This window comes from Streptomyces sp. CBMA152, from assembly GCF_014596475.1.
Lineage (GTDB): Bacteria > Actinomycetota > Actinomycetes > Streptomycetales > Streptomycetaceae > Streptomyces.
The window spans coordinates 266,795-292,977 of sequence record NZ_MECJ01000011.1; the positions used below are offsets into that span (position 1 = coordinate 266,795).

28 protein-coding genes and 2 pseudogenes are annotated in these 26,183 nt (G+C 68.6%); 19 read left to right on the forward strand and 11 right to left on the reverse strand.

What is annotated here, in order from left to right; translation table 11 throughout:
* Window position 1: 1 nt before the first annotated feature.
* The 4 genes and pseudogenes from BG418_RS10960 to BG418_RS10970 all read left to right on the forward strand — a co-directional run.
* Window positions 2–202, forward strand: a pseudogene (locus BG418_RS10960) (hypothetical protein); the annotation flags it as partial.
* Window positions 203–248: 46 nt separating this feature from the next.
* A complete protein-coding gene (lanL, locus tag BG418_RS10965) occupies window positions 249–2,885 on the forward strand; it encodes a class IV lanthionine synthetase LanL (RefSeq protein WP_188273561.1) in 2,637 nt (878 codons plus the stop codon).
* Between the two features lie 43 nt (window positions 2,886–2,928).
* Window positions 2,929–3,057, forward strand: a complete 129-nt coding sequence (locus BG418_RS40495; RefSeq protein WP_262928569.1) for a hypothetical protein — start codon at window positions 2,929–2,931, stop codon at window positions 3,055–3,057.
* Window positions 3,058–3,139: 82 nt separating this feature from the next.
* Window positions 3,140–4,210: a lanthionine synthetase C family protein gene (locus BG418_RS10970; RefSeq protein WP_188273562.1), complete on the forward strand. Its 1,071-nt coding sequence runs from the start codon at window positions 3,140–3,142 to the stop codon at window positions 4,208–4,210.
* A 2-nt stretch (window positions 4,211–4,212) separates the two neighbouring features.
* Here BG418_RS10970 and BG418_RS10975 read toward each other — a convergent pair whose 3' ends face one another.
* Complete coding sequence (locus BG418_RS10975; protein ID WP_188273563.1) at window positions 4,213–5,166, reverse strand: helix-turn-helix domain-containing protein; 954 nt, start codon at window positions 5,164–5,166, stop codon at window positions 4,213–4,215.
* A gap of 118 nt (window positions 5,167–5,284) precedes the next feature.
* Here BG418_RS10975 and BG418_RS10980 point away from each other — a divergent pair, with 118 nt between their 5' ends.
* The gene (locus tag BG418_RS10980) at window positions 5,285–6,316 is read left to right on the forward strand and encodes a trans-acting enoyl reductase family protein (protein WP_188273564.1); all 1,032 of its coding nucleotides are present in this window, start codon (window positions 5,285–5,287) and stop codon (window positions 6,314–6,316) included.
* A 239-nt stretch (window positions 6,317–6,555) separates the two neighbouring features.
* Here the strand turns inward: BG418_RS10980 and BG418_RS10985 are convergent.
* Window positions 6,556–6,735 (reverse strand): annotated as a pseudogene (locus tag BG418_RS10985) (FAD-dependent monooxygenase); the annotation flags it as partial.
* Window positions 6,736–6,865: 130 nt separating this feature from the next.
* Between BG418_RS10985 and BG418_RS10990 the strand changes: the two are divergent.
* A complete protein-coding gene (locus BG418_RS10990; RefSeq protein ID WP_317453605.1) occupies window positions 6,866–7,270 on the forward strand; it encodes a hypothetical protein in 405 nt (134 codons plus the stop codon).
* A 757-nt stretch (window positions 7,271–8,027) separates the two neighbouring features.
* Window positions 8,028–8,573 carry an RNA polymerase sigma factor gene (locus BG418_RS10995; RefSeq protein ID WP_188273565.1) on the forward strand — a complete coding sequence of 182 codons (546 nt, stop codon included), beginning with the start codon at window positions 8,028–8,030 and terminating at the stop codon, window positions 8,571–8,573.
* 154 nt (window positions 8,574–8,727) lie between these two features.
* On the opposite strand, the gene BG418_RS11000 is transcribed toward BG418_RS10995, so the two are convergent.
* From BG418_RS11000 to BG418_RS11010, 3 genes are all read right to left on the reverse strand, one after another.
* The gene (locus tag BG418_RS11000) at window positions 8,728–9,936 is read right to left on the reverse strand and encodes an MFS transporter (protein ID WP_317453606.1); all 1,209 of its coding nucleotides are present in this window, start codon (window positions 9,934–9,936) and stop codon (window positions 8,728–8,730) included.
* A 276-nt stretch (window positions 9,937–10,212) separates the two neighbouring features.
* Window positions 10,213–11,358, reverse strand: a complete 1,146-nt coding sequence (locus tag BG418_RS40825; RefSeq protein WP_188273567.1) for a cytochrome P450 — start codon at window positions 11,356–11,358, stop codon at window positions 10,213–10,215.
* Between the two features lie 380 nt (window positions 11,359–11,738).
* The gene (locus tag BG418_RS11010; protein ID WP_188273568.1) at window positions 11,739–12,089 is read right to left on the reverse strand and encodes a hypothetical protein; all 351 of its coding nucleotides are present in this window, start codon (window positions 12,087–12,089) and stop codon (window positions 11,739–11,741) included.
* 253 nt (window positions 12,090–12,342) lie between these two features.
* Between BG418_RS11010 and BG418_RS11015 the strand changes: the two genes are divergently transcribed.
* From BG418_RS11015 to BG418_RS11025, 3 genes are all read left to right on the forward strand, one after another.
* Window positions 12,343–13,968: an alpha/beta hydrolase gene (locus BG418_RS11015; protein WP_188273569.1), complete on the forward strand. Its 1,626-nt coding sequence runs from the start codon at window positions 12,343–12,345 to the stop codon at window positions 13,966–13,968.
* 176 nt (window positions 13,969–14,144) lie between these two features.
* On the forward strand, window positions 14,145–14,768 hold the full coding sequence (locus BG418_RS11020; protein WP_188273570.1) for a hypothetical protein: 624 nt from the start codon (window positions 14,145–14,147) through the stop codon (window positions 14,766–14,768).
* Complete coding sequence (locus BG418_RS11025; RefSeq protein ID WP_188273571.1) at window positions 14,758–15,309, forward strand: hypothetical protein; 552 nt, start codon at window positions 14,758–14,760, stop codon at window positions 15,307–15,309. Before BG418_RS11020 ends, BG418_RS11025 begins: the two co-directional genes overlap by 11 nt.
* Before the next feature lie 12 nt (window positions 15,310–15,321).
* On the opposite strand, the gene BG418_RS11030 is transcribed toward BG418_RS11025, so the two are convergent.
* Window positions 15,322–15,768 (reverse strand): Lrp/AsnC family transcriptional regulator, encoded by a 447-nt coding sequence (locus tag BG418_RS11030; RefSeq protein WP_188273572.1) that lies wholly within the window; start codon window positions 15,766–15,768, stop codon window positions 15,322–15,324.
* 93 nt (window positions 15,769–15,861) lie between these two features.
* Here BG418_RS11030 and BG418_RS40500 point away from each other — a divergent pair, with 93 nt between their 5' ends.
* From BG418_RS40500 to BG418_RS11040, 3 genes are all read left to right on the forward strand, one after another.
* Window positions 15,862–15,993 carry a hypothetical protein gene (locus BG418_RS40500; protein ID WP_262928570.1) on the forward strand — a complete coding sequence of 44 codons (132 nt, stop codon included), beginning with the start codon at window positions 15,862–15,864 and terminating at the stop codon, window positions 15,991–15,993.
* Window positions 15,990–16,424 carry a nucleoside deaminase gene (locus BG418_RS11035; protein ID WP_188273573.1) on the forward strand — a complete coding sequence of 145 codons (435 nt, stop codon included), beginning with the start codon at window positions 15,990–15,992 and terminating at the stop codon, window positions 16,422–16,424. Before BG418_RS40500 ends, BG418_RS11035 begins: the two co-directional genes overlap by 4 nt.
* 159 nt (window positions 16,425–16,583) lie before the next feature.
* Window positions 16,584–17,555 (forward strand): SMP-30/gluconolactonase/LRE family protein, encoded by a 972-nt coding sequence (locus BG418_RS11040; protein WP_317453607.1) that lies wholly within the window; start codon window positions 16,584–16,586, stop codon window positions 17,553–17,555.
* A gap of 47 nt (window positions 17,556–17,602) precedes the next feature.
* Here BG418_RS11040 and BG418_RS11045 read toward each other — a convergent pair whose 3' ends face one another.
* Window positions 17,603–18,022, reverse strand: a complete 420-nt coding sequence (locus tag BG418_RS11045) for a MerR family transcriptional regulator (RefSeq protein ID WP_188273574.1) — start codon at window positions 18,020–18,022, stop codon at window positions 17,603–17,605.
* Between the two features lie 53 nt (window positions 18,023–18,075).
* Between BG418_RS11045 and BG418_RS11050 the strand changes: the two genes are divergently transcribed.
* Window positions 18,076–19,074, forward strand: a complete 999-nt coding sequence (locus BG418_RS11050; protein ID WP_188273575.1) for an SDR family NAD(P)-dependent oxidoreductase — start codon at window positions 18,076–18,078, stop codon at window positions 19,072–19,074.
* 10 nt (window positions 19,075–19,084) lie between these two features.
* On the opposite strand, the gene BG418_RS11055 is transcribed toward BG418_RS11050, so the two are convergent.
* A complete protein-coding gene (locus BG418_RS11055) occupies window positions 19,085–20,224 on the reverse strand; it encodes an alkene reductase (RefSeq protein WP_188273576.1) in 1,140 nt (379 codons plus the stop codon).
* 267 nt (window positions 20,225–20,491) lie between these two features.
* Here BG418_RS11055 and BG418_RS11060 point away from each other — a divergent pair, with 267 nt between their 5' ends.
* Together BG418_RS11060 and BG418_RS11065 are read left to right on the forward strand one after the other, a co-directional pair.
* Complete coding sequence (locus BG418_RS11060) at window positions 20,492–20,878, forward strand: VOC family protein (RefSeq protein ID WP_188273577.1); 387 nt, start codon at window positions 20,492–20,494, stop codon at window positions 20,876–20,878.
* On the forward strand, window positions 20,875–21,516 hold the full coding sequence (locus tag BG418_RS11065) for a TetR/AcrR family transcriptional regulator (protein ID WP_317453608.1): 642 nt from the start codon (window positions 20,875–20,877) through the stop codon (window positions 21,514–21,516). The genes BG418_RS11060 and BG418_RS11065 overlap by 4 nt, the downstream gene beginning before the upstream one ends.
* Window positions 21,517–21,598: 82 nt before the next feature.
* Here the strand turns inward: BG418_RS11065 and BG418_RS11070 are convergent, their stop codons facing one another.
* From BG418_RS11070 to BG418_RS11080, 3 genes are all read right to left on the reverse strand, one after another.
* Window positions 21,599–21,961 carry a hypothetical protein gene (locus BG418_RS11070; protein ID WP_188273578.1) on the reverse strand — a complete coding sequence of 121 codons (363 nt, stop codon included), beginning with the start codon at window positions 21,959–21,961 and terminating at the stop codon, window positions 21,599–21,601.
* 105 nt (window positions 21,962–22,066) lie between these two features.
* Window positions 22,067–23,302, reverse strand: a complete 1,236-nt coding sequence (locus BG418_RS11075) for a helix-turn-helix domain-containing protein (protein ID WP_188273579.1) — start codon at window positions 23,300–23,302, stop codon at window positions 22,067–22,069.
* Between the two features lie 184 nt (window positions 23,303–23,486).
* Window positions 23,487–23,996, reverse strand: a complete 510-nt coding sequence (locus BG418_RS11080) for a hypothetical protein (protein WP_188273580.1) — start codon at window positions 23,994–23,996, stop codon at window positions 23,487–23,489.
* Window positions 23,997–24,322: 326 nt separating this feature from the next.
* Here BG418_RS11080 and BG418_RS11085 point away from each other — a divergent pair, with 326 nt between their 5' ends.
* From BG418_RS11085 to BG418_RS11095, 3 genes are all read left to right on the forward strand, one after another.
* On the forward strand, window positions 24,323–24,985 hold the full coding sequence (locus BG418_RS11085; RefSeq protein WP_188273581.1) for a M15 family metallopeptidase: 663 nt from the start codon (window positions 24,323–24,325) through the stop codon (window positions 24,983–24,985).
* Between the two features lie 164 nt (window positions 24,986–25,149).
* Window positions 25,150–25,776 (forward strand): hypothetical protein, encoded by a 627-nt coding sequence (locus BG418_RS11090; protein WP_223184638.1) that lies wholly within the window; start codon window positions 25,150–25,152, stop codon window positions 25,774–25,776.
* Between the two features lie 116 nt (window positions 25,777–25,892).
* Complete coding sequence (locus BG418_RS11095; protein WP_188273583.1) at window positions 25,893–26,141, forward strand: hypothetical protein; 249 nt, start codon at window positions 25,893–25,895, stop codon at window positions 26,139–26,141.
* The last annotated feature ends 42 nt before the right edge of the window (window positions 26,142–26,183 follow it).

Consider the following 26,183-nt stretch of genomic DNA (forward strand, 5'->3'; position numbering starts at 1 on the left):
CCGGTCGGAGGACTGCCTGGTCATCGAGGACGCTCCGTCCGGAGTCGCGTCGGGGCTGCGGGCCGGTATGACGGTGTGGGGAGTCAACACCCCGGTCGCCGTCGACGGCGTACACCGCCACTTCGTGAGCCTGCGCGAAGCGGTACCCGCCGTTCTCGCCTTCGTGGCCGATACGCACCGGGAAGCCACCGTCACGGTCTGACCGACGCGACCTTCCCCCTTGCTGCGGGCCGTGCCACCATGACGGCGTGACGGCGAGCCCCGAGGTGAGCTACCAGTCGATCGCGGCACGGATTCTCGGAGCCGAGCGCTCCTCGTGGACGATGCGGGACGGCGAAACGTGGTGCATGGTCACGCCGCCCGGCCATCGGTCCCGGAGGCAGGGGTGGAAGCTCCATGTCTCGGCGACCGTCGGCTCCGCCCACGAGGTGCTGGAGCGGGCGGCGGGCGTCCTGGTCGCGCACGGCTGCGCGTTCAAGTTCGCGGTGTCGCCGCGCGTCACCGCCGATCTCACCAACGTACGGGCGGCGCGGGCGCACTCCGGCAAGTTCATCACCGCCTATCCCGCCGATGACGATCAACTACGCCTTCTGGCCGCTGAGTTGGACCGCGCCACGTCCGGACTCGCGGGTCCCGCGATCCTGTCGGACCGGCGGTACCGCCCGGGCAGCCTCGTCCACTGTCGTTACGGTTGTTTCTCGGCGCCGCGCGAGCTCGACGACGAGGGTTTCTACCGGGGGCGGCTCCAGGCACCGGACGGGACGCTCGTCGCGGACGAGCGAAACCCGTGGTTCTCGCCGCCCGCATGGGCCCGGCCGCCGTTCGACGCGCCCACCCGAGCCCACACCGGAGGCGCCGTACTCCTCGTGGAGCGCTATCTGGTCCGGGAGGCGATCCGCCATTCCAACCGTGGCGGGGTCTACCGCGCGCACGACCGCCGCACCGGCCGGGACGTACTCCTCAAAGAGGCCCGCCCGTACGTCGGTGCACTGCCCGACGGAACGGACGCCCGGGACTGGCTGCGCCACGAGGCCGACGTACTGGCGCAGTTGGCGCCGCTCGGTGTCACCCCCGCTCCGCACGAGGTCTTCGAGGCCGGTGGACACGTCTTCCTCGCCGAGGATCTGATCGACGGGGACAACCTGCGCCAGTGGTCGGCGGATGGTGCGCTGCGCGCGGGCGGTCGGCTTCCGGTCCCGGTGGCATGGCGGCTCGCGCGGGACCTCGCACGCCTGGTCGGCGAGGTGCACGCGGCCGGGTTAGTCCTGCGCGACCTCAAACCGACCAACGTCGTCGTACGCCCCGGCGGCGAGCCCGTACTCGTAGATCTGGAATGCGCGGTACGCGCCGACAGCTCGGCCCACGTCATCGGCACCCAGGGCTTCACCGCCCCCGAATACCTCTCCCGTACGGAATACGGGCCCGTGCCCGGCCCCGAAGTCGACTGCTTCAGCCTCGGCGCGACCCTGCTGCATGCGACCTCCGGGATCAACCCTGTGCTCGCCCCCGACACCTCGCCCGCGCGTCCACCCGGCGAGCGGCTGTCGGCGATCGTGGAGGCCGCCGCCCCGGACTGCCCGGCCCTCAACGCCCTCGCCCCGCTCGTGCTCGGCCTCACGGCGGACGCTCCGGACCGGTGGCCGTTGGAGAAGGCGGCGGCGTTCCTCCGGGCGGAGCCCGCCACGCCGACGGTGTCACCGGGCCCCGCCCTGGCCGACGCCGAGCTCGACCGGTTGCTGCACGACGGACTGGCGTACATCGCGGCGACGGCCGACCCCACCGCCGTACATCTGTGGCCCAGACCCCAGTCGTTACCCGAAGGCGATCCCTGCAACCTCCAGCAGGGAGCGGCGGGCGTGGTGGCCGTGCTCGACAGAGCCATACGTACGGGCGAGGCCCCCGCCCTCGAACCGACGCTGCGGACCGCCGCCCACTGGCTCGACGAACAACTCTCGCGACCCGGCCGCGTCCTGCCCGGGCTCTACTTCGGCCGCTCCGGCACCGCATGGGCCCTGCACGACGCGGCCAACACCCTTGCAGACTCTCAACTCGCCAGCCGAGCACGGCAGTACGCCCTCGACATACCCCTCGACACGACCAACCCCGACATCTGCCACGGTCTGTCCGGCGCGGGGCTCGCCCAGTTGCACCTGTGGCACACCACCGGCGACGAGCGTTTCGCCGAGCGGGCCTCCGTATGCGCGGACGGTGTACTGGGCCTGCTGACGCAGAACGACGGCGGAGTCGACTGGCCGCTCGACCCACCGCACCGCCGCGAACTCGCCGGGTCCGGCTCATACGGCTTCGGACACGGCGTCGCCGGAAACGCCTCCTTCCTGCTCGCCGCCGGGCGCGACCTCGACCGCCCGGAGCTCGTCGACATCGCGATCGGCGGCGGCCATGCGCTGTGTGCCGTCGCCGAACTCCGCGACGACATCGCCGTCTGGCCCAAGGGGCCCGACCGCGCGGAACGCCCAGGTCTCGACTTCTGGTGCCACGGCGCCTCCGGCATCGGCACCACGCTCGTCCGGCTGTGGCAGATGACCGGCGAGCCGCGTTTTCGCGAGTACGCGGAACTGGCCGCGCGGACCGTCCACCGGGACCGCTGGCGCCAAGGCACCGGCACTTGTCACGGCGTGGCGGGCAACGCCCAACTCCTGCTCGACATGGCCGAGTTGACCGGTGACGACACCTATCGCGTCCGGGCCGCCGAGGCCGCCTTCTGCCTCCACGCGCGGGCCGCGCTGCGGGACGGCCGGCTGATCGTCCCCGATGACACCCTGCGTGACTTCTGCGTCAGCTATCAGGTCGGCCTGGCCGGAGTCCTGGATCTGCTGCTGCGCCTGAAACACGGCGGCGGCCGCGCCTGGACCGTGGACCCCTGACTGTCCGGCTACACCCGCCCCTACCCGGAAGGAGGTGAGGACCATGGAGGAAACGGTGCTGGAGCTCCAGGAGTTGCCCGAGACGGACGAGGAGGCGCTGGAGCCCGCGATGTGCTGTGACACCGACCATACGAGCGGTAACTGCACCGATCCGCCGCGCTGCGCGCCGTGATGTGGGCACCCGTAGCGAACCGTTCCGTGTGGCCGGGCCGCCTGGTGCGGCCGCACGGAACCCCGGTGGCAGGAGGCGGCGTATGACCGGCGGGAAGTGGACCCCCGTGCTGCCCCCGCCCGAGTCCGCCGCCGTCCTCGACCGCGTGCTTGCCACCGCGCGGACCCACCGTGTGCCGCAATGCGTCCGGCCCCATCTCGCCGCAGGCGGCGCAGGACTGGCGCTTGCCTACCACCAGTTGGACCGCTGCCTGCCCGGCCGGGGTTGGAACACACTGGCCGAGGGCTACCTCGCCGCCGCGGCCGAGGGGTACCGGCGGTTCGGCGCCTCGCTCGGCCTCTTCGGCGGCGCCACCGGGCTGGCCTTCGCCGCGCAGGTACTTTCGTACGACCTGCCGACCGTCCGCGAACGCGTCCTCGACGAAGCGCTGGAGCGAGCCCGGGCACTCGGCGACGATCCCCCTGAGGGTACCGTCGATGTCGTCTCCGGGCTGGCCGGAGCTGGTGCGTACCTGCTGGGCGAGCACCACGAGCCCGTGGCGAACACGGCACTTCGGCAGGTGCTCACCGCGCTCTCAGGGGGCTGGGACCCGCCCGACTCCGGCGTCGCACACGGGCTGGCCGGACCGCTTGCCCTGCTGTCACTCGCTCTGGGTCAAGGCATCGCCGTACCCGGCCAGCGCGAGGCCGTACGCCAAATGGCCGGGGCACTGACCTCTCGGTGCACCACCGACCCCTGGGGCCCCACTTGGCCCGGTACGAACAACCACCCCGTACGCGCCTCCTGGTGTCGGGGAAGCCCGGGGACTGCCCGTGCCCTGTGGTTGGCGGGCACGGCACTCGACGACGTGGCGCTGCGCGAGCTCGCGGTACGGGCGATCAAAGCGGTCTGCCGACGACCGCCCGAGGTGCGCCGCGTCGACGAGGACCCCGGTCTCTGCCACGGTATGGCGGGCCTGCTCCACATCACCACACGTTTCGCCCACGACACCGGCGACCCTGACCTCGCCTTGTTGGCCACTGAGTTAGCGAATACGCACTTCCGCCCGACCGAGCCCGGATTCCTCGACGGGGCCGCAGGCGTCACGCTGGCCCTGCTCGCGGCGGCGACGGACACCCACCCCACCTGGGACCGGGCCCTGCTGCTGGCTTGACGCTACGAGAGGTTGCGGGGCCGCGAGCGGAAGGTGCGGCGGTAGGTGTCCGGGGGCACGCCGACCGTTCGGTTGAAGTGGCGGCGCAGCGTGGTCGCGGTGCCCATGCCGGTGGCTGTCGCGATGGCGTCGACACTGTCGTCGCCGGTCTCCAGCAACTCCTGGGCGCGGCGGATGCGTTGGGTGAGCAGCCATTGCAGTGGGGTGGTGCCGGTGGTCGCGCGGAAGTGGCGGCCCAGGTGGCGTGAGCTCATACGTGCCTGGCGGGCCAGGTCCTCCACGGTCAGTGGCTGGTCGAGCCGTTCCATCACCCAGGGGAACAGTCCGGCGAGCGGGTGGTTGTCCGGGGCGGGCACGGGCGTGGTGACGAACTGGGCCTGGCCACCGTCCCGGTGCGGCGGCACGACCAGACGGCGGGCGACGATGTTGGCGACCGACGAGCCGTGGTCGAGACGGACGAGGTGCAGGCACAGGTCCATGGCGGCGGCTTTGCCGGCGGAGGTGAGGACGCTGCCGTTGTCGACGTAGAGCACGTCCGGGTCGACGTCCACCTCGGGGAAGCGGGCGGCGAGCTCCTCGGTGTGCGCCCAGTGCGTGGTCGCGCGCCGCCCGTCCAGGAGGCCGGCTGCGGCCAGGACGAACGCGCCCGTGCACAGCGAGGCCACGCGCGCGCCTGCCTCGTGGGCCGCGCGTACCGCGTCGACCAGGTCGGCGGGTGGGTCCACGTCGACGTCGACCCACCCGGGGACGATCACGGTGTCGGCGTGCCGCAGCCGGTCGAGCCCATGGTCGGGCTCAAGCCGGAACCGCCCGACCTGCACGGCGTCCGGCCCGCAGACTTCGACGTCGTACCAGGGAACGGACACGGCGTCCGGGGCGGTACCGAAGACCTCGTACGCCAGGGACAGCTCGAAGTGCAGCATCCCGTCGGTGACGGCCAGCGCGACAGTATCCATGTCCGTAATTGTACGCACCATGTCGTTCCGGACACTGGTAGCCGGGCACAGGCCGAGCCAGGATGGTCGTAGTCGATCAAACAGATCGCTTCGGATCTTGAGCACGGGGAGAGAAGACATGGCATCGGCGCAGATGGTGGCGGTGTACGGCGCGTACGGGCACACCGGTCGATTCGTGGTGGCACAGTTGCTGGATCGCGGGTTCGTCCCGGTGCTCGTCGGCCGCGACGCCGAGAAGTTGCAGGCGATTGCAGCGTCCCACCCCGGACTCGAAGCCCGGCCGGCCTCGGTCGACGATCCGGCCGCGCTCGACCGCGCACTGGCCGGTGCGGCGGCCGTGATCAACTGTGCCGGGCCCTTCGTCAACACGGCCGCCCCCGTGATCGAGGCGGCCCTGCGCCACGGGATCCCGTACGTGGATGTGGCGGCCGAGATCGAGGTCAACGTCGATACGTTCGCGCACTTCTCGGACCGCGCCCGCGCCGCCGGAACGGTCATCGTCCCCGCCATGGCCTTCTACGGCGGCCTCGGCGACCTGTTGGCCACCGCCGCGATGGGCGACTGGACCGCGGCCGACGAGGCCCACATCGCGTACGGCCTGAGCAGCTGGCACCCCACGGAGGGCACGCGCGCCGCGGGCACAGTCTCCGGCAAGCGACGCAAGGGCCGATACGTCCGCTACACGAACGGGAAGCTGGAGTACCACAACGACGCCCGGCCCACCCTGAAGTGGGCTTTCCCGGACCCGATGGGCACCCGGTCCGTCATCGGCGAGTTCACGATGGCCGACGCCGTCACCATCCCCAGCCATCTGTCCATCCCCGACGTGTACAACTACATGACGACGGAGGCGGCCAGGGACCTGTGGGACCCGGACACCCCGGCCCCGAGCGCGGTCGACGAGCAGGGCCGTTCCTCCCAAACCTTCCTGGTCGACGTCGTCGTACGCTCCGGCGGCGCCGAACGCCGCGCCGTGGCGAGCGGCCAGGACATCTACGCGGTCTCCGCACCGCTCGCGGTGGAAGCGGTCGCCCGCATCCTGGCAGGCCGGACCCACACGATCGGCGTCGCCTCCGCAGGCGAGATCTTCGACGCCGCCGATTTTCTGCGCACGCTGGCTCCGCACGTTTCCGTGGAGGTGCATCCGTAGCGGACGGTCCGGCGGAACTGCTGGGCGGGCGACGGCAGTTGATGTGGTGCGCCGGCGGCCCACCACGCCGCCCGCGCACAGCCCGGCCAGCACTCTGCCCGTATGAGTTGCCCAACTCAGCTGGTGGCGGCCCCGAACCACGTCGGCAGGTGGTCGATCAGATCCCACTGACCCTCACCGACCCACGCCACGTGGCTGTCCGGTCACAGCAACACCGCCGGTACGTCCAGTTCCTCGCTGGTGCCGTCGCCCAGCTCGACGGTCACCCCGTCGTCGTCCTGGCTCAGCCCGACCACGTCGCAGCCGCGACGGATCTCGGCGCCGAGTCCGGTGGCGTGCTCGGCCAACAGGCGGTCGGTGGTGGGCTGCGGGATACCGAGGACGTACGCATGCGCGCTGTCCAGCTCTGGCGCCGGCTGGCGATTGTGCGCCACCAGCCGGGCCCTTGCGGCACCCCCCCCCGTGCGCTATACGTCGAGCGTCAAGGAGTGGGTAGTGCTCCTTGCCTTTGCCTTTTGCGGTCCGCTCCCTTCGTGCAACGATCTCGCCGTGACCACCCCGGATGACACCTCTGACCTCCTCGGTTCTTCCCGCTGGCGACTGCTGATCGCCGCACTGACCGCGCTTGCGGCCGATGCGGCCGACCAGCAGGCATGGCTCGCGGCGCATCGAGTCGAGACGGACGACCTGGCCCTCGACTTCGAGCACGCCCTCCGGACCGCTGCAACGCTGGCCGCGGCTGGACGCATCGAAGCGGACGTCATGGCACGCCTGGAGGCGATCGACGCCCGTTTCACAAATATGAGCGGGCAGCAGAACGCACACCGATGGACTCCGCAGGCCCTGGCAACCGATACAGGCTGGCACGAAGCCCGCGCCCAGGCCCGTCAGATTCTGACCGAACTGACCGGCGGTTGGAATTACCCGCTGCCCGACATAACCGTCATCCGCTAGCCAACACAACGGCCTCGACGCGGCCGTGTCGGGCCAGGCAGCCCGCTGCTCGACGTCTCCGACCCCAAACCAAAGAACCCGGCCACGACGTCAACGGCGCCCAAGGCGGCGGTACGCTCCTGTACGGCAAGGCATCCTCCTGGACCTGCATTCAGCCGAGAGAGAGCCACTCTGGGCGAGTAAGCCAGCAATGCGTTCGGCATCCAAGAGCACCCCGAAACGGGCGAGTTGGTGATCTTCGGCGGCCGCGAGACCACCACCGCACCGGACGAAGCTGCGGAACCCTCCTCAGTCACCACGTCATCGCCGGGCTCCGTCCCGATGACGGGTTGGGCACGCCCGACCGAGCCGGGCGACTTCCCGGACGGCTACTGGGACTGAAAAACCCCGCAAAGAGAACTTCAAGCAATACCCACCAGGTGGTGTTGAGTCAGCGGAGGCCTACTATCTGCGACTGGCCTTATTCAGCCACTTTGTAGGCGTACGAAGCGACACCCTCCGACGGCAATGAACTCGAAATTGCGCGTGAGCTCCGAGTATTCGATAGCCGGATGCGCGAGGCGAAGTCGAATTAAGGCCAGTAGGGAGAAACGCACCCTGGTCCCCTTGAGGGCCGAGAACGGCGCTGCCTAGCATGCAGGAACTCGGGGGTTGACGGGAGGGACTCATGGGGCACTCCACTATGCGGAACGAGGGACTGGCGCAGGCAATACCTACACCTCAGGACCGCACTCCCAAGGATCGGGCGCCAGTCGATTTGGATCAGCTGATCGGTCGTTGCCGAGAAGGGGATCCCAGGGCATGGGAACAGCTGATTCGTACGTACAGCCCTCTCGTATGGGCCGTCATTCGCTCGCAGGGCCTCAAGCAAGCCGATGGCGAGGACGTGTATCAACTCACATGGCAGAAACTCTTCGAGCACATACACAAGTTGGAACAGCCCGGCAGGGTGGCGGCGTGGCTGGTCACCGTCGCCAAACGTGAGGCCATCAGCCGCGCCAGGCAGGCTCGCAGGATGGTCAGCGTCCCCGATCCCGCGGACTTCCTTCTCCCCGCGGACATGGCTGTCCCCGCACCCGAGGAGTGGACCATTGCCCGTTCGGACGGCGAGCGGCTGCGCACGGCCATCAGGAATCTGCCGGAAGAGCACCGGGCCCTCCTGGAGCTGCTCTTCGCCGAACCGCCGCTCAGCTACGACTACATAGCCGCATCCGTGGGAATGGCGCGAGGGTCGATCGGTCCGACCCGTCGCCGCATTCTCGCCAAGATGCGCGGCGAGCTGGGGGGAGGCAAAACCGGCTGAGGGAAGTCCCGTTGAATTCCCGGTTGAACTCGCTGCTGCGGGATTTCATCCTGCCCGCAGCAGCGGGGGTCAACTGCGCTACGGCTCACCCGGTGAAGCACTCGTGGCCGGTCTCGCACTTCCAGGAAGCCAAGGCCCGCTGTCGCCTTGATGGTCACTGGCGACGAGCGAGAGTGAGAACAACTGCCGTTCCGGTAATCCCAGTTGCTCCAATGACGACGCCAGGATGAAGATGCGTACCCAGAGTGCCGGACAGCGCGACGCCCAGTCCTTGCACCGTCATGAGGCCACTGTTCTGCACCGTGAACAAGCGCCCTCGGTAGGTGGGAGCCGTCGCCGAGAGGATCAGCGGGTCGATGCCCTGGTTGCAGGCGAAGCCGGCCCCCGAGAGAGCCAGCAGAGCCGCCGCCATGGGAACGGACGGTCCCAAGAAGAATCCGATCAGCGGGATTTGCGAGCCCACGACCAAGGGAGTGATGAGGCGACGCCGAGTGTCCGGTGACAGCTGCGCCACCACGAGTTCGCCCACCACCGTACCGACGGCATAGCCGGTGAAGAGCCAGCCAGCCGCTGTCGCGGCGGAACCCGCTTCGGCGGTGTAAGCAACGGCGAGACCGTCACCCACGGACGAGAATCCAGGGACGGCCCAGGTCAGCAGGACCAGTCGCCGTAGCGGCCTGTTGGCCCAGATATGGCGCAGCCCCTCCCCCGATTCCTTCACCACGGCTCGCAGGGTGCGTTCGCCGTCCGGTGCGGTGGCGGGAGCAGCCGGTGTCCAGAACCCGATGAGCACGGCCGAGACCACGAAACTGCACGCGTCCACGGTCAGCAGCCACAGCGGTCCGATCGCGGCCACCAGAACGCTGCCCACCGCGAATCCGAAGACGACCGCGGTCTGACTTATGGTCCGCAAGAGCGAACGGCCTAACGGAAAGAGATGTGCGTCCAGCAGGTGCGACAGGCTCGCGGCCCTGGCTCCCTGAAAGAGCGGCGCTATGAACCCGGTGATGAGCAGGAGTCCCAGGAGGGCGGGAATCGGCAGTCGGGGTATCAGCATTCCCGCGATGCAGACGGCGCTGAGCAGGTCACAGCAGACCAGTACACGCCGCGGCCGGAAGCGGTCGGCGAGTGACGAAAGGACGGTGCCGCCCACGGCGTAGGGAAGAAACGAGCAGACGAGAACCAGCGCCGACCACAGGGCCGAGCCCGTTCGCTCGAAGATCAGGATCGACAGGGCGACCTCAGCGGCCAAGGTGCCGACCATGGACACGGCGTGCGCGGCGAACACGGCACGCATTCCCGGAACGCGGAGTACCGACCTGACCCCTGAAGCCGGGATCGTATCGACCGCGGACTGCTGCACAGGCCGTCCCCAATTCTCACACCTTGATCCTGCTGGACCCGGGCAGGGTACTGGCCGGGTCCAACAGGAACCTCACCTAGCTATGTGCTGCCTGGGGAATCAGTGAACGTGACGCATGATGTCTCCCCCTCCCGCATCGAGAGTGGTTGATCCGTTCCGTGCTCTCACATGCGATGGGAAATCAGTGAACGTGACGCATGGCCTTTCCCCCTCTCCCGTCCGGTGGGTATCTGACTCGTTCCGAAGGAGGCCTCCCGTGATTACGGAGACCCCTCCTCAGAACGAAACCTCAAGGCTGTGCATCCCGTGTTCGGTCACGTTGGGGCGGGGCACGGGCTCGGAGACGAGCCGGGCGTTCGGATACCGGTGGCCGATGGCACCGAAGGCGATACGGGCCACCTGGACGGCGACCTGGGCGCCGAGGCAGGCGTGCGGTCCCCGGCCGAACCCGAGGTGACGGTTGGGCGTCCGGTCCCACTGCAGGGATTCGGGATCGGCGAACATCTTGGGGTCCCTGTTCGCCGCGCCGAGGAACATCGAGACGATCTCGCCCTTGCGGATCTTCTGGTCCCCGAGGACGGTGTCATGCACGCAGGCACGGCTCTCCACATGCACGGGGCCGGCAAACCTGACGAGTTCGTTGACCGCCTTGTCGTTGTCCACCGGGACCCGCTGCTCGGGCGGTATACGGAGCAACGCGAGCAACCCGGTCACCAGGAAGCGGCTGGCCGTCTGGAAGCCGGCCTGCAGGACGACGCGCAGTGAGTTGAGAAGTACCTCGTGGTCGACTCCCGCGCTCGGCGCCCGATGGACGACATGGGCGGTGAACCCGTCCGGCAGCGGTGACTTGAGCCATTCGCCGACCAGGCCGGTGAGTTCCGCTCGTGCCGCGACCCCGGGCTCGTAGCACTCGGGTCTGAGGCTGGAGTCCATCCCGTCCACGATGGTGTTCGACAGGGGGACGAACCAGTCCTTGTCCGGCTCGGGAACGCCCAGCAGGTGGGTGACTGCCCGCAGGGTCAGAGGTTCGGCCACCTTGGATACGAAATCGAAGGGCCCTTGCTCCTCCACCGCGGCCAGCAACTCGTCAAGGGTGCGCCGGACTGTCCGCTCCAGACGGTCGGGGTCCGCCACCTTGAAGCCCTCAAGCATCAGATGACGGATCCGGGTGTGCTCCGGTGGGTCAAGGGTCTGAAGGCTGAGCAGGGACGGAGGGGTGTCCACACCCACGCGCCGCCAGTCCTGACAGAAGTTCTCCGCGTCCCGCAGAGCGGCGAAGGACTCCTCGTAGCCGGTCACCAGCCAGGCCTCGATGTCGGAGTCCCAGAGAACGCTGGACTGTTCGTGCCATCGCCGGTATATCGGATGGGGATCGAGCAGGGCAGCTGGATCGAGCAGGCTCAAGATGTTGGGGTCCGTCACGCACCCACTCCCTTCATACGTATTCGGGTCAGCCCCCGGACGAGAACCACCCCGGGGGAACTCACGCCTGGCTCAACTGGCCGAACAACACCGGCACTTGGCGCGCTGGGCCACAACCGTCCGGGTCAGCTCTGCCTCGCGGGTCTCACACCCTGCCTCCCCACTGGAGCCGCGCCGAACGTGCCTGCCAACCAATACAGAGGCGCGAACGACGTCCCAGATACATCCCGATGCCGTCTTCCTTCGAACTCCTTCGAAACCTCTGGATCCACCCCTCGGCGTGTTACTTACGGAAGGCCCAACTCCACCGGAAGCGCCGGTGAACGCCCCTCCGATCTGGTGGTGTTGCGGCCCCAGTTGTTCGGCCGGACGCGCCGAGTTCAGAGCCAGCGCTGTGCCGCTTCGACGCTGTCCCCGCCGCTCGTGTTGAACGCGATGGCAGCCTGGGGCGCATGGCGGCGGATCAGGTTCACGATCTGCTCGAAGAGCGGAAGCAGCGGCTCTGCCTTGCGGATCCCGCCCCCGACGACCACTACGTCCCACGGCCGCTTGGTCAGCGACGCGATGAGGGTGGGCTCGGCCGCTTCGTTGAACTCGATGAGCGTCATCTCCGCGTCGATGCCGTGCGCGCCGAACCGGGTCAACTCCGCCTCGAGAGCCGCGCGAAGAGCCTCTCCGTCGATGCCGGGAATCGCTTGCGGGTCGTAACCGAGAACAAGTGCAGTAGGCATGCGGGCAACCTATCGTGCCCACCCGGGGAGGATCCTCCCTGGTAGGCCTGCTGCTCGTAGCCCTAAGTGACCGCCGGGCAGGGCGAGTTCAGAGACACCCCCGCGCACATCAACCCCCACGGGCGAGCATCAGGCCCGACCCGACCAGGGGGCACCAGGCCGGGCGTACGCCCCAACACCCCTCCAGTCACAGCTTGATAACGTCCAGCCAGCACCCTGGCTGTAACATTGCACATGTCACATCATGCTCTCCATGAGAAAAGTCATCGCCCTGCTCTCGGCCGCAACGGCCGTCGCAGCCCTCACCGGAGTGTCCGCGGGCACCGCATCCGCCGGCGCCACATCCCACGAGGACACCGGGCAGGGAAAGCTCGTCTGGAGCTCCTGCAACGACACCACCACGCCCGCGCTGCAGTGCGCGATGCTCGACGTGCCGGTGGACTACGCGCATCCGAACGGGCGCAAGATCAAGATCAAGGTGAACCGGCTCCCCGCCACCGCGCCCAAGGACAAGCAGCAGGGCCCGATCCTGCTCAACCCCGGTGGCCCCGGGGACTCAGGGCTCTGGATGCCCGCCTACATCGCCGGGCAGATACCGAAGGACGTCGCCTCGACGTACGACTGGATCGGCTTCGACCCGCGGGGGACCAACGCCAGCGAGCCCCATGTCATCTGCGACGCCCACTACCTCGACGGTGCGCGGCCCGACTACCAGGTGAGCCAGGGCACTTCGAAGGCCTGGCTGGCGAAGGCGGCCGGATACGCCGCCGACTGCGCCGCCGACTGGTCCTGGCTGCTGCCGCACATGACCACCGTCGACAGCGCGCGCGACATGGACAGCATCCGCCGGGCGCTCGGAGCGCCGAAGATCAACTTCTACGGCGGCTCCTGGGGCACCTCGCTGGGCTCCACCTACGGCCAGCTCTTCCCGTCGCGCGTACGACGGATGGTGCTGGACAGCATCGTCGGCCCCACCATCAGCTGGTACGACCACAACATCCTGCAGGACAAGGAACACCAGCGCCGCTTCGACGCGTTCGCGGCGTGGACGGCCAAGGCCGATTCGGTCTACCACCTCGGTACGGACGCCGCCGCGGTGAAGAAGGCGTACGACCAGGTCGAGTCCGCGCTGCGGACCAACCCTGTGGTCGCCTCCCCGGCCCCCGGCAAGATCGGCCCGGCCGAGTTCGAGGACACCTTCTACGGCGGTGGGTACAACTTCCTGCGCTGGCCCCGGATGGCCACCGTGCTCTCCGCCTATCTCACCCAGCACGACACCCAGCCGCTGAACATCGCGTACAACAAGTACGCGGCGCCCGGCTCCGACGACGGCACCTTCCCCGCGTACAACGCCGCCCAGTGCACCGAGAACGCCTGGCCGCGCGACTGGGAGTTCTGGAAGAAGGACCAGGCCAAGGTCAACGCCGAGGCGCCTTTCTACACGTACAACAACATGTGGTACAACGCCGCTTGCATGTTCTGGCCCTACCAGGGCAACCAGGCGGGCCGGATGAAGATCACCGGCAAGGGCCTGCCGCCCGTCCTGCTCTTCCAGGCCACCGAGGACGCCGCCACCCCGTACCAGGGCGGGCTGGCCATGCACGACGCGCTGCCCGGCTCGAAGCTGGTCGTCCAGAACGGCGGCAGCTTCCACGAGATCCTCTTCCACGGCAACGCGTGCCTCGACGACACCTTCACCTCCTATCTCCGCGACGGCAGCCTCCCCAAGGGCAAGGGCCGCATCGCCAAGACCTGTGCCCCCGAGGCTGACCCGACCCCCACCTACGTGACCCCGACCCCGGCGCTCACCGCCAAGCACACCGCCGCCACTCCCCTCTCCCCCACCGACCCCGAGGCCGTCCACGGCGTACTCCGGTGACCCATTGAATCAACCAGCCACAACCGTACGGCCGTTGGCACCCAGCCAACGGCCGTCGGTCGTGCTCCAACGCCTCGTAGATCCTTTACCGACAGCGGATCTGAAGAATCGATATCTCCGGAGCGAGGTGGCCAAAAACCTGCGGGCCGGCTCATTCGCCTCTACACTGCCGAAGGATGGGGGCGCTACTCATATCGGTCTTCGCTGTCACAGTAAGCGCGGTCGTTCCATTCGTCGTGGAGATATACAAGGGGACCAGAGCGACGCAGGAACAAAGTTACATTGCGGGAATCAGCGCATGCGCTGAACTCGCGGCGAGCTCGCCGGGGACTCCTGCGGGATATTGCCACCTCAAGTACGTCATCATAAACCAGTCGCAGAACGCGATCCATGACGTCATCGTCGTGCAGCCGCGCTGGCGGCCACAGCATCCGATCAGCGTGATCAATGCCGGAACCCGTCATGAGGAAGCGGATCTGACACTCCGCCGCATTGATCCAGGGTTCACCAGCTATCCCGTGGGAATCATTTTCAAGGACGGCCAGGGCAGGGTCTGGCACAAACATCATGTGGCCGAGCGCGTACGCAAGGCCATCGACCCTCCCCGTACCGTCCATGACTACGTGCCGCACAAGAACCCTCTGGGGATGACCAAAGTGAGCAAACGAGTCGGCGGCGGCCTGGCCGCGCTCGTCATGCTCGCCTTCCTCACATACGGACTCATCAGCTTCGTCGACAACTGGAAGACACGGGATACGCCCAGCTCCCCAAACCAATCGGCAGGTAGTCATGGACGCTGAATCCTTCGCCGTCGTGGTGGCTTTAACCAGCGGCGCCTCGGCCATGTTCTCCTTCCTACTGGCACGCGTCGCCGCCCGCCGGACCAAGCTCCTGGCGGCCCGTATCCGTGCCGGCGAAGTGATCGCGTATCTCACGTCCCCCGTCGGGGCGGCCGACATGACCGCGCTCTGCGTGATCGACAATCGGGCGACCGAGCGGATCAGCGACGTCGTCGTGCGCTACCAGGACTCGGATCTGTGCGAGCTCCCCGAATTGCGTCCCTGGGACCAGCAGCGCGTGCCGCTCCCGGAGACGCTCGGTTCCATCGATACGCAGCCGACAACCACGGCCCCTCAAATCGCCCCGAGCCTCGCGTTCTCGGACACACAAGGACGTCGCTGGACCAGTGATACGCAGGGGCTGCGTCTGGCGGAGGAAACCGGCCCGCCGCACAAGTCCACGAAGCTGAACCGCGTTCCACTCACCTGGCTCGTCTGGACATCGGCGGCGACCGGGCTGATCACCGTCATCCCCATACTGCTGTACTTCGCCATCCTGTAAGGGTGTTGACGGTCACGGCCGGTCGGGTCCTCGGTAGGGCAGCGTCTGGCTGTAGACGACGCTGGTGGTCGTACTGCCGAAACCGGCCAGCTCGTCCATGAGTGTCTCCAGGTGCCCCATGGACGTCGCGGCCACCTTGAGGGTGTAACAGTCGTCGCCGGTGGTACGCAGGCACTCCAGGATCTCCCGCCGCTCGGCGAGCAGTCGGCGCAACGGCTGGTGGTGGTTGCCCGGGTACTTCAACCGGACGAGGGCGAGCACGGGGTATCCGACCTTGGCCAGGTCGACCACTGCGTGGTAGCCGGAGATGACGCCGATCGCCTCCAACTGCCGCACCCGTTCCGTGGTCGCCGACGGGCTGAGGCTCACGCGCCGCCCCAACTCGCTGAGGGAGATACGTGCTTCCTGTTGCAACTGGTCGATGATCGCCCAGTCGACGTCGTCGAGATTCACGGTCATATCGCGAGATTACCGGGAAATTGACGGAGCAAGGTCAAGACTGCCGGGAGAAGTCCGTTCATTGACACCCGATCGCCCGGATAGTCTCCGATCATGCAACTTGGCTTCACCGTACGGACCTTCGAGCTCGGCACCGAGCCCGGCGTGCTGCGCGACGGGGAGCCCCACTCGGCGGCCTGGCAGGCGCTCACGGCCGTGGCCACACACTGGAGGACAGCATCGTGATCACCCCTGTCGACGAGGACCTCCTGCGGCGCGCGATCGGCATCGCGGCCCGCGCCATCACCCTCGGCGATGCTCCGTACGGCTCCCTGCTGGCGGGTCCCGACGGCACGATCCTCGCCGAGGCCCACAACACGGTGCGGCGCGACAACGACATCAGCGCCCACCCGGAGCTGAAGCTCGCCCGCTGGGCCGCCCGCGAACTCGACCCTCACACCGCCGAACGCACCACCATGTACACCAGCTGCCAGCCGTGCACCATGTGCGCCGGCGGCATCATCCGCTCCGGACTCGGCCGTGTCGTCTACGCGCTCTCCACCGACCAACTCATCGAGCTCAACCCGAAGTCCGGCGCCTGGCCGACGGTTGCGCAGGAGGGCCCGGCCCTGTTCGACGAGGCACGCGCACCCATCGACGACTACTACCGGCCATGACGCGCGTCCGGAACCTATGGAGCGACCGGACCTGCGCGACAGGCCCCGCCCTGCGCGCTGTCCAGCCACGCTGACCCCAACCATCGCCCTCAGCGCAGCACTTCCCTACGCTGAGGCAATGCGTCGCTGCCTACGAACCCACCGCACGCGGAACACCGCGTGAACCGCACCCCAGCTGTCCGTGCCCCGCTGCCTCCCCTCCGCCTCGTCGAACTCGGCGGCACAGGCCCCGAAGACGTTGTCTTCGACAACTCCGGACGGGTGCTGACCGGTGTCGCGGACGGGCGCATCCTGCGGATCGAGCTGCCCCAGCGGGACCATCCCGATCACCCCGCCGTCGTACGGGAGGTCGGCCGGACGGAAGGGCGGCCCCTCGGGCTCGACGTCCTGCCCGACGGGCGGCTTTTGGTATGCGACGCGGAGCTCGGACTGCTCCGGCTCGATCCCGACGACGGCGACCATGGCGTCGAGGTGCTGGCGGACTCGGTGGCCGGGAAACCCTTGCGGTTCTGCAGCAACGTGGTCGCGGCCTCGGACGGCACGGTCTACTTCACCGTCTCCAGCCACCGTTACGGGCTGGACGACTGGCTCTCCGACATCGTCGAGCACCAACCCACTGGACTTCTCGTACGACTGGCGCCTGGGGGTGAACCCGAAGTCCTGCTCGACAGGCTGCAGTTCGCGAACGGGGTGGCGCTCGCGCCCGACGAGTCGTACGTCGTGGTGGCGGAGACCGGCGCGTGGCGGCTCACCCGGCTGCGGCTGACCGGCCCCGACGCAGGTCGGCGCGACACCCTGACCGCCGACCTGCCGGGCTTTCCTGACAACCTGTCACGCAGTCCCGGCGGAGGCTTCTGGGTCGCGCTCGCCGGACCGCGTATGCCACCCCTGGAGTGGCTGCATCGCACCGCACCCCGAGTACGCCGGGCCGCGGCCGCCGCGGCCCGCCGCCTGCCGGCCCCGCCACCTCGCGCCGCGCGCGTGGTCGAGGTCGACGTCAACGGCCAGGTGGTGCGCGAACTACGAGGGCGGGGGCGTCAGTACCGTATGGCGACCGGCGTGGCCCAGCGCGACGGGCGGCTGGTTCTCGGCAGCCTGGTGGAGGGGAGCATCGCCTGGTGCGACCTGTGAACGCGCGCACCAGGGCGGCGGTGGCCGGGTGACAGAGAACGAGCACGTCAGCGCGAGGGTACTGGGGACCACAGCCCCGCAGCCGTCCCATCGCGCAGGTGCTGTTCGTACGTGGTGACCTTGCCCTGAATCACCTTCAGGCTGGTGTTCAAGTCGTCAATCCTGGTGCGCACGTTCTGCTCGTGCTCCCGCAGCAGCGTGAGGCGTTCGTGCTCATTGCCCGGCCCCGATCGGACCAGTTCCGCGAACGCTTTGACGGTGGCGATCGGCATCCCCGAGTCGCGCAACCGGCCGCACAGCGCGAGCCAGTCCACATCCGCCTGCTCGTAGACGCGTTGGCCTCCCCCGGAGCGCGGAATCTCCCGCAGGAACAGGCCCTCGCGTTCGAAGAACCGCAAAGCGTGCACACTCAGCCCGGTCAGTTCCGCGACCTTCCCGATGGGCAGGCCGCCCGGTTCCTTGCTCATGACAGCCACCATAGTTTGACCTAGCGTGCGCTCTAGATTTTAGCGTCGTCGGCATGACTACCAAGCAGACGAGGCATACGAAGCAGCGGAAGCTCAGCACCGGATTCGGTGCCCACAGCACGGCCGACGACGTTCTCGCCGGAACCGATCTGACGGGCACCACCGCCCTGGTCACGGGCGGTTACTCCGGGCTCGGGCTGGAAACCACCCGCGCGCTGGCCCGCGCGGGAGCGCATGTCATCGTTCCCGCCCGTCGGCCCTCCGTCGCCTGGGACGCCCTGCGCGGCATCCCCCGGACGGAGGTCCATGGGCTCGATCTGGCGGACCTGGAGAGCGTCCGGGCCTTCTGCGAACGGTTCCTGGAGACCGGCCGCACCCTCGACATCCTCATCAACGGCGCCGGTGTGATGGCCTGCCCCGAAACCCGTGTCGGACCCGGCTGGGAGGGACACTTCGCGATCAACCACCTCGGTCACTTCGCCCTCGTCAACCACCTTCGTCCGGCCGTCAGCCCCAGTGGAACCCGAGTCGTCTCCGTAGCGTCGTCCGGGCACTTCCTGTCCGACATCCGCTGGAGCGACATCCACTTCCGTACCGGCTACGACCGCTGGCTGGCCTACGCCCAGTCCAAGACCGCCAATGCCCTCTTCGCTCTCCATCTCGACAACCTCGGAAACCCTGGAAAGCCCGGATCGGGCTCCGGCCCCCGCCTGCGCGCCTTCGCTGTGCACCCGGGCAGCATCCTCACACCGTTGCAGCGCCATATCCCGCGCGAGGAGTGGCTCGTACAGGGCTGGGTGACACCGGAGGGTGAGCCCGCTGAGGGTTTCAAGACCCCGGCGCAGGGCGCGGCGACCGCCGTGTGGGCGGCGACGTCTCCCCTGCTCGAAGACCACGGAGGGGCCTACTGCCAGGACTGCGACATCGCCGAACCGGCCATGACGGACGACATGCTGATCGGAGGCGTCAAACCATGGGTCACCGACCCCGACGCAGCAGCCCGGCTCTGGGACCTCTCCAGCGAGCTCACCCGCGTGGACGCGTTCCGATGAGCGCCGAACCTCAAGCCGCCGCACGTTGCGGCGTGAGCGACCGTCCGTCGGACGCACCCAGCGTGGGGTAGTCGGTGTAGCCCGTCGAACCGCCCACGTACATCGTGTACTTGTCCCGTACCTGGTTGAGGGGCGCGCCGATCCGGAGGCGTTCCACGAGGTCGGGGTTGGCGAGGAAGGCGCGGCCCAGCGAGATCAGGTCGGCGCCTGCGGCCAGCAGACGTTCGCCCGCGTCCCGGCCGCCGTCGGCGGGCATCGCGGCGGGCCAGCCCAGGTTCGGGTTGGCCATCAGCGTGCCGGGCCAGCGGTCGCGGATGTCGGCGAAGAGCGCACTGTCGGGGTCGGCGAACTCAAGGTGCAGATAGGCCAGTTGGAGGTCGGCGAGCTCACCGAGGAGCGCGGGGTAGATGTGCTCGGTGTCGCCCTCCTCGATGCCGTTGACGGTGTTCGCCGGGGAGATCCGCAGGCCCGTCCTCTCGGGCCCGATCGCGTCGGCCACGGCCCTGGTCACCTCGACCACGAAGCGCACGCGGCCGGCGGCCGAGCCGCCGTAGTCGTCGCTGCGGAGGTTGGTGTTCTGCGCCATGAACTGGTGCAGAAGCTGGCCGTTGGCCGCGTGCACCTCGACCCCGGCGAAGCCCGCCTCGACGGCGTTGCGAGCTGCCTGGGCGAAGTCGGCCACGGTCGTGCGGATGTCTTCGACGGTCATGGCGAGGGGCACGACGGAGGGTTGGCGCCCGGTGGGTGTGTGGATGGTCTCCGGGAGCGCTACGGGCGAAGGAGCCAGCGGCATGAGGCCGCTGTTGTCCGGGTGCCCGACCCGGCCGCCGTGCTGGAGCTGGAGGAACATCCGCCCTCCCGCCGAACGCACCGCGTCGGTGACCTGCCGCCATCCCGCGATGTGCGCGGCGCTGTGGATTCCGGGGATGTTGGGGTACGTCTGCCCCACGGCGTTCGGCGTGGTGCCCTCCGCGATGATCAGCCCCGCCGAGGCCCGCTGCGCGTAGTACGTGGCCATCAGGGCCCCCGGGGCGCCGTCGGCATCGGCCCGGTTCCGGGTGAGCGGGGCCATGACCAGCCGGTTGGGCAGGTGCAGCGGGCCGAGGCGGGTGGGGGTGAGGAGTCCGGGGTTCATGGGTGTGTGCGTCATGTCCGTACCGTAGAAGTTGACATTGGTGTCAGATTCAAGTGCGGTGGGTGGGGCGCCGTGTGACGGATCGACTTGTTCGACGGGTACGCCGACGATCGCCGAGGACGAACCCTGGCCCGTCGGGTGCTCGACGGACGCTGACCACCTCCTGCACGCACCTCTTCCCCAACAGCTCATTTCCCTGTTACGATCCGATCCGGTTCGGAACGAAACTCCGAACGGACCACCCGACCGGAACTCGCCTCACGGAACTGAAAGGCTCGCCCCATGCTGCGTGTCAAGGACTTCGACCACCTCGTCCTCAACGTCCAGGACGTCGAGCGCGCTCTGGACTTCTACACCGGGCCGCTCGGTCTGGAGCCGGTCCGCGTCGAGGAGTGGCGGGCCGGGAAGGTGCCCTTCCCCTCCGTCCGGGTCAACGCGAACACGATCATCGACCTGTTCGACCGGCCGCGCGGCGAGTCCAACGTCGACCACATCTGCCTCGTGGTGGACCCGCTGGACTGGCAGGAGGTCATCGACTCCGGCGTGTTCACCGTCCTGGACGGTCCCGTTCCGCGGTTCGGCGCGCGTGGCTCCGCCATCTCCGTCTACGTCCAGGACCCGGAGGGCAACACCGTCGAGCTGCGCTGGTACCCGCAGGACGCCGAGTGAGCGCGACGGGCCGTCCGCGCGACCCGGCGATCGACGCCGCCGTTCTGACCGCCACCCTGGACATCCTGCGGACCCACGGCTACTCGGGCTTCGCGATGGAAGGGGTCGCGGCGCAGGCGGGCACCACCAAGGCGGCCATCCGCCGCCGCTGGCCCCGCCGCCAGGACCTGCTCATCGACGCGCTCGCCTCGATACTGGCCGTACCGCCCGTCCCGGACAACAACTGCACGCGTTGCGACCTGATGCAGAGCGTGCGACTCCTGGACGAGGCGCTGCACGAGCGGCTGCCGCGCGGGGTCCTGGCACCGCTGGTCGCCGACTGCGCCCGCGACCCGGAACTGCACCGGCGGCTGACCGACGTACTCGTACTGCCGAGCCGACAGGCGGCCACCACCGCCGTCGAACGGGCCGTCGGGCGGGGTGACCTGCGCCCCGACGTGAACCCCGACGTACTCGTCGACCTGCTCGCCGCCTCCGTGTACCAACGGGCGCTCCTCGGCGAGACGACGACAACCCGCCCGTCGGCGGCCGATGTCGTGGACCTGCTGCTGCGCGGGGCGGCGGTCGACTTCGACCACTTGGTCCGCGTCAGCCGCACCCCCGCCCACCTGCGCGGACACGGCGCCGGCCACGCCTGATCGGCCCGCCTGCCGGCAGTCGCCGAGGATGCGGAGGCGAGCCAGTCGGCGATGGCTCTGTCGGTGTTGGTGTGCCGGTTCGTCATGACGACACCGCCTCGACGAACGCCGCGTCGCCGAGGCCGTCGAGCCAGCTGCGGAGCTTCGCCCTGGCGAGCGGCGTGGTGGCGAGGTGGGTCTCGTCGAGGATCACGATCCCGTCGGCCTCGCCGCCCTCCAACAGGCGGGTGACCCGGGTCAGGGCGGAGCGTTCGCTCTTGGGCCGGTCCAGCGGGCCGAGGTCGTACAGGGCGGCCGTAACGCTCCAGCCCTTCGCCCTGGCGTGCGCCCGCAGTGTGCCCATGACGTCGTCGGGATCACGGCCGTCCGCGATGCAGGCGTAGAGGGCGACGCGGGTGGCGGGGGCGGCTTCGGGCCTGCCGGTTCCGATGCTGATGGCGTACACGGGGAGGCTCCTCCGGTGGGTGTCAGATCACCACCGACCGTAGGAGCATGTCGTTCACGTCTTGGGTACGAACCATGCCCCCTCAACCATGGGCACAACCTGTACCTACGCGGCCCGGACGCCCCATTCCCGAGCCAGCGCACGCGCGCTCGGCCGGATCGCGGTCGCGCCCGACTCGACGAGGTCCGCCACCGTGCTCCGGGCGAAGATATTGAAGCGCGCGGTCTCGGGGCTGAGTTTGTTGGCTTCGGTGAGGAAGTGCACGGTCGCAACATCCTCTCCGGCCAGCGAGTAGGCGCGGGCCTGCTCGATCGAGTGGAACCCACGTCGGGTGGCCGACGGCATCGCCTCCAGGCTCAGCCCGGCCGCCGCCCGCACCGCCGGCCCGCTGCGGGGCAAGTCGTTGTCGATGGTCAACCGGTAGGCGTCGACCATGCCCCGACCGAAGATCAGCCAAGGGTGGGCATACGGCGTCCCGAGCTTGGTCGCCGCGTGGTCGGCCTGGTCCCAGTAATGGTCAGCGCTGCCGGCCTCCCCGACCTTGGCATACGACAGGGCGGCAGCGAGGTGCAGCAGCCCCCAGAGGGCCATGTCCTCCTCACTACGGTCCTTGTCGAGCAATTCGGCTGCGAGCATGGCGAGTTCGACACGCGCTTCGTGGGCTTCTCCCGCATCGCGGTACACATGGTTCATGTACCAGGCAGCGGCCGCGATGGCGTGCGGACTGTCGGCGTCTTGCGCGGCGGCCATGGCCCGGTCACCGGTGAGCATCACCAGCTCGGGGGCGGGCTGGAAGCTGAGGTACAGCTGCGTGAGGTGGTACGCCTGTGCCAGTTGGACAAGCACGCGCCGCCGGGAGGTGCCGTCCCAGGCTCGTGCCGCGTGCTGGAGGTCGCCGAGGAGTGCGGGCAGCACGTCGGCCACATGCGTACGGTGGTCCCCGATGCCGTGCCAGAGCTGCCATGCCTGGCGCACACGAGCGGTCAGCACCTCGGGCGTCTCCGGCTCCTCGTCCCCAACGCCGAGAGCGTACGAGGTGAGCGCGTCCTTCACCCGCTGGAGCGCGGGGTGCGCGACATTGCAGTACGAGGATGCGGTGACGCGGTCGTCGCCGGTGAGGTCGGAGAGCGACGAGACATCGAGGACATCGGCCATACGGACGAGCATGGGCAGTCGCGGCATGCGCAGGCGACCGGTCTCGATCGCCTTCCACCATTCGTAGGAGCGGCCCACTCGTGCGGCGGCCGCAGCACGGGTCATTCCCCTGCGCTCCCGTGCGCGGCGCACGCGCTCCGGGAAAGCGGCGGTGTTCTCTGCTGTGGTGTCACTCGGACCGGGCATGCTGAAGCTCCGTTCTGAACCTGGACGTTCAGAACGCTACTCCCCTTGCGGTACGGGGAGATGACAAAAGCGCGCGGTCCCGCCCGCGCCGGTCACCTAGTCTTCGCGCTCGCACAGAAGGCAGAGGCAAGCCGGCGAACACCGCCCAGCGGGGGTGTTCGCCGACTACTCCTTCACCGCCTCGTCAGAAGTTGCACCACGCGCCCGCCGTGCTCGCGTCGTAACTGCCGTTGCTGAAGTTCCACATCACCGTCGAGCCGTCGCAGTAGGCCCCGCTGTCCCAGCTCAGGTTGAAGCCACCCTGGTACTGGCGGTCCGTGGACGGGTACGAGTAGATGGAGATCAGCGGGGAGGACCAGAACGAGCTGTTGTAGTCGTACCAGGCGTTGTGCCTGATCGTGCCGACGGTCGAGTTGTAGATGGCGATGTCGGTGGCGGGCTCGCCCCTGATCCCGGAGACGGGGTTGGAGAAGTGGACCTCGGCGTACACCTTCTTCGGGCTGGCGCACGGGTCCCAGCCGAGGTAGACGATACCGACCTGGCCCTGACCACTGTTGATCGGGATGGTCGGCCCGAGCAACTTCAGACAGCTGGCGGCCTGCGCCGCCGTGGCACCGGTGGCGGCGAACGTGAGGCTGGAGGCGAGGACCCCCAGGGCGAGGACTGCGGCGCGAACGCGCCTGCGTACGGACATACGTGACTCCCCCTGTCGGTTGGCGAGACCAGGCGGCCCGGCCCCACAATCGCCACCATGCAGGCTCCTGCGGGACAACCGGCCCACTCGGGCAACGAACCACCCGGGCTCCGGCCCCACGAGCGAATAGCGAATACGGACGGAGCAGGCACATCTCGCTGCCTTTCTCCTTCCATCAGCGCACTCTGCGACTGCTCCCGCCCACGGGGAAGCTCTTTGGACGATCCCGGCCAATGCCGGACGATCCTGGACGCGGTCGCCGACTGGAGGCCGTGAGTGTGCAACCACTTGAGCTCGCGCACTGCGCTGTGCGCCATGATCACTCCATGACTGAGATCGTCTTGATGTCGGATCCGAAGGTCGCCGCCATACCCGTTGCGGAGTGCGGTGAACGCCTCGTCGACGTGCGTGGATCCCGCTCGTTGCTGGTCGACGTACGCAAGCAGGACCCGGCGGACGCCTTCGCATACGTGCGGGAAGGCGTACTTGAGCGGTTGTTGAAGGCGCAGGCGATGCTGCCGCAGGGCGTGCGGTTGCTGTTCGTCGAGGGGTATCGGCCGCCGTCCCTGCAACGGGAGTACTTCGAGGAGTACGCGGACCGGCTGCGGGCCGATCATCCCGACTGGTCCGCCGACCAGGTCCACTCGGCGGCGAGCCGCTACGTATCGCCGCCCGACATCGCTCCGCACAGCGCCGGCGCGGCCGTCGACCTCACCCTGGCCGACGCCGACGGGCGCGAACTCGACCTGGGCACGCGGATGAACGCGGACCCGGAGGAAAGCGACGGCGCCTGCTACACGCACGCCACGAACATCAGCGAGGAGGCCCGCGCCAACCGGAAGCTGTTGGGCGGTGTACTCACAGCCGTGGGGCTGGTCAACTACCCCACGGAATCGTGGCATTGGTCCTTCGGAGACCGCTACTGGGCTCTGATAGCCGGAGAGGCCGCTGCCCTGTACGGCCCGAAGGAGCTTGCCTCGCAGAGGTAGCCCCCCCCCCGAGAGAACGTCCCTCAACGGAAAGTCCCGCCGGGCCAGCCATGCCGATGGGCCGCAAACAGATTCATCGCATTCATCGTCGGAGCAAACCCCGCATGAGCCTCACCCCCGAACCGCGCCACCTTGTCGTTCGTGCCAAGGGTGAAGGCTCTCCCTTGTGCACGGCGGAGGACCAAGGCGACGGAGACCCCGCCGAGTTCGCCCACGCCCTCGCCCTCGACGACCCCGCCCTGGGGCTTCCCGGCCGGCCGGCGGAGCAGTTGGCGTCCTGGTCGCGGGCCTTCCCGCCCGGCGGGTTCGCCTCTCGCCCGGAGCTGCGTAAGCACGCGAAACGGGGCGTGGAGCTTGCGCAGTCCCTCGCATCGCATCTCGGGCCCGCATGGGTCGTACGTTATTGGGACGCGAGCCACGACACGGCGAAGTTCGTGTGCTGGGGGTGCGGGCGCCTGCACTGGACGCTCGACTCGCACGGCAGCCCGCCGCATCCGCTGCACATCACCGTCCAAGGCGAATACAAGTGGTATCCGCTGCGCGCGGACGGCTTCGAGGACTTCGCTCCCGACGACCCGGCCGCCGCGCTCGGTCTGTCCGACGAACTCGTGGACGATCTATACGAATGGGCGCACGACGTCGACGCCGCCATGAACCAGTGGCTGCAAGACCGCGACGACGACCGGGACGACGCCAGGCGGCAGGAACTGGATCTGCGGGGCCGACAACTGGCCGAACGGCTGCGCCGCGAGATCGGTCCCGCGAGGACCGTTACGTACGGCGGAGTTTGACATACCCACCCCCGTCCCCGCCGTCCGGTTCCGGCACCGGCCGCGGAATTCTGTGTTTCCGATGCGCGTGGAGGGCTACGCGAACTGACAGACGCGTCCACCTTCGAGGAGTCGTCGTGGTCATCGTGGCTGTCCTCTTCCCGCCGTTGATGCTGAGCGTCGTGCTCGGTCTGGCCCGTTACGAAGAACGGATATTCGGCGTCTCCGAGTCCGAACAGGGCGGTGCCCCGGACTCCGCACAGCCCGAGCCGCCCGTGCGCCACCTGCACGCCGTACGGGACCACCGCGCCGATGCCCCACCCGCGTGGGGCGTCCGGCGCCGGAACGCCGCCCGGCACCGCCAGACGCCCCGGCGCGTGGCGTGAACCACCCCTCGGTACGGCCTGCGGTATGCGGGGGTGCGGGAC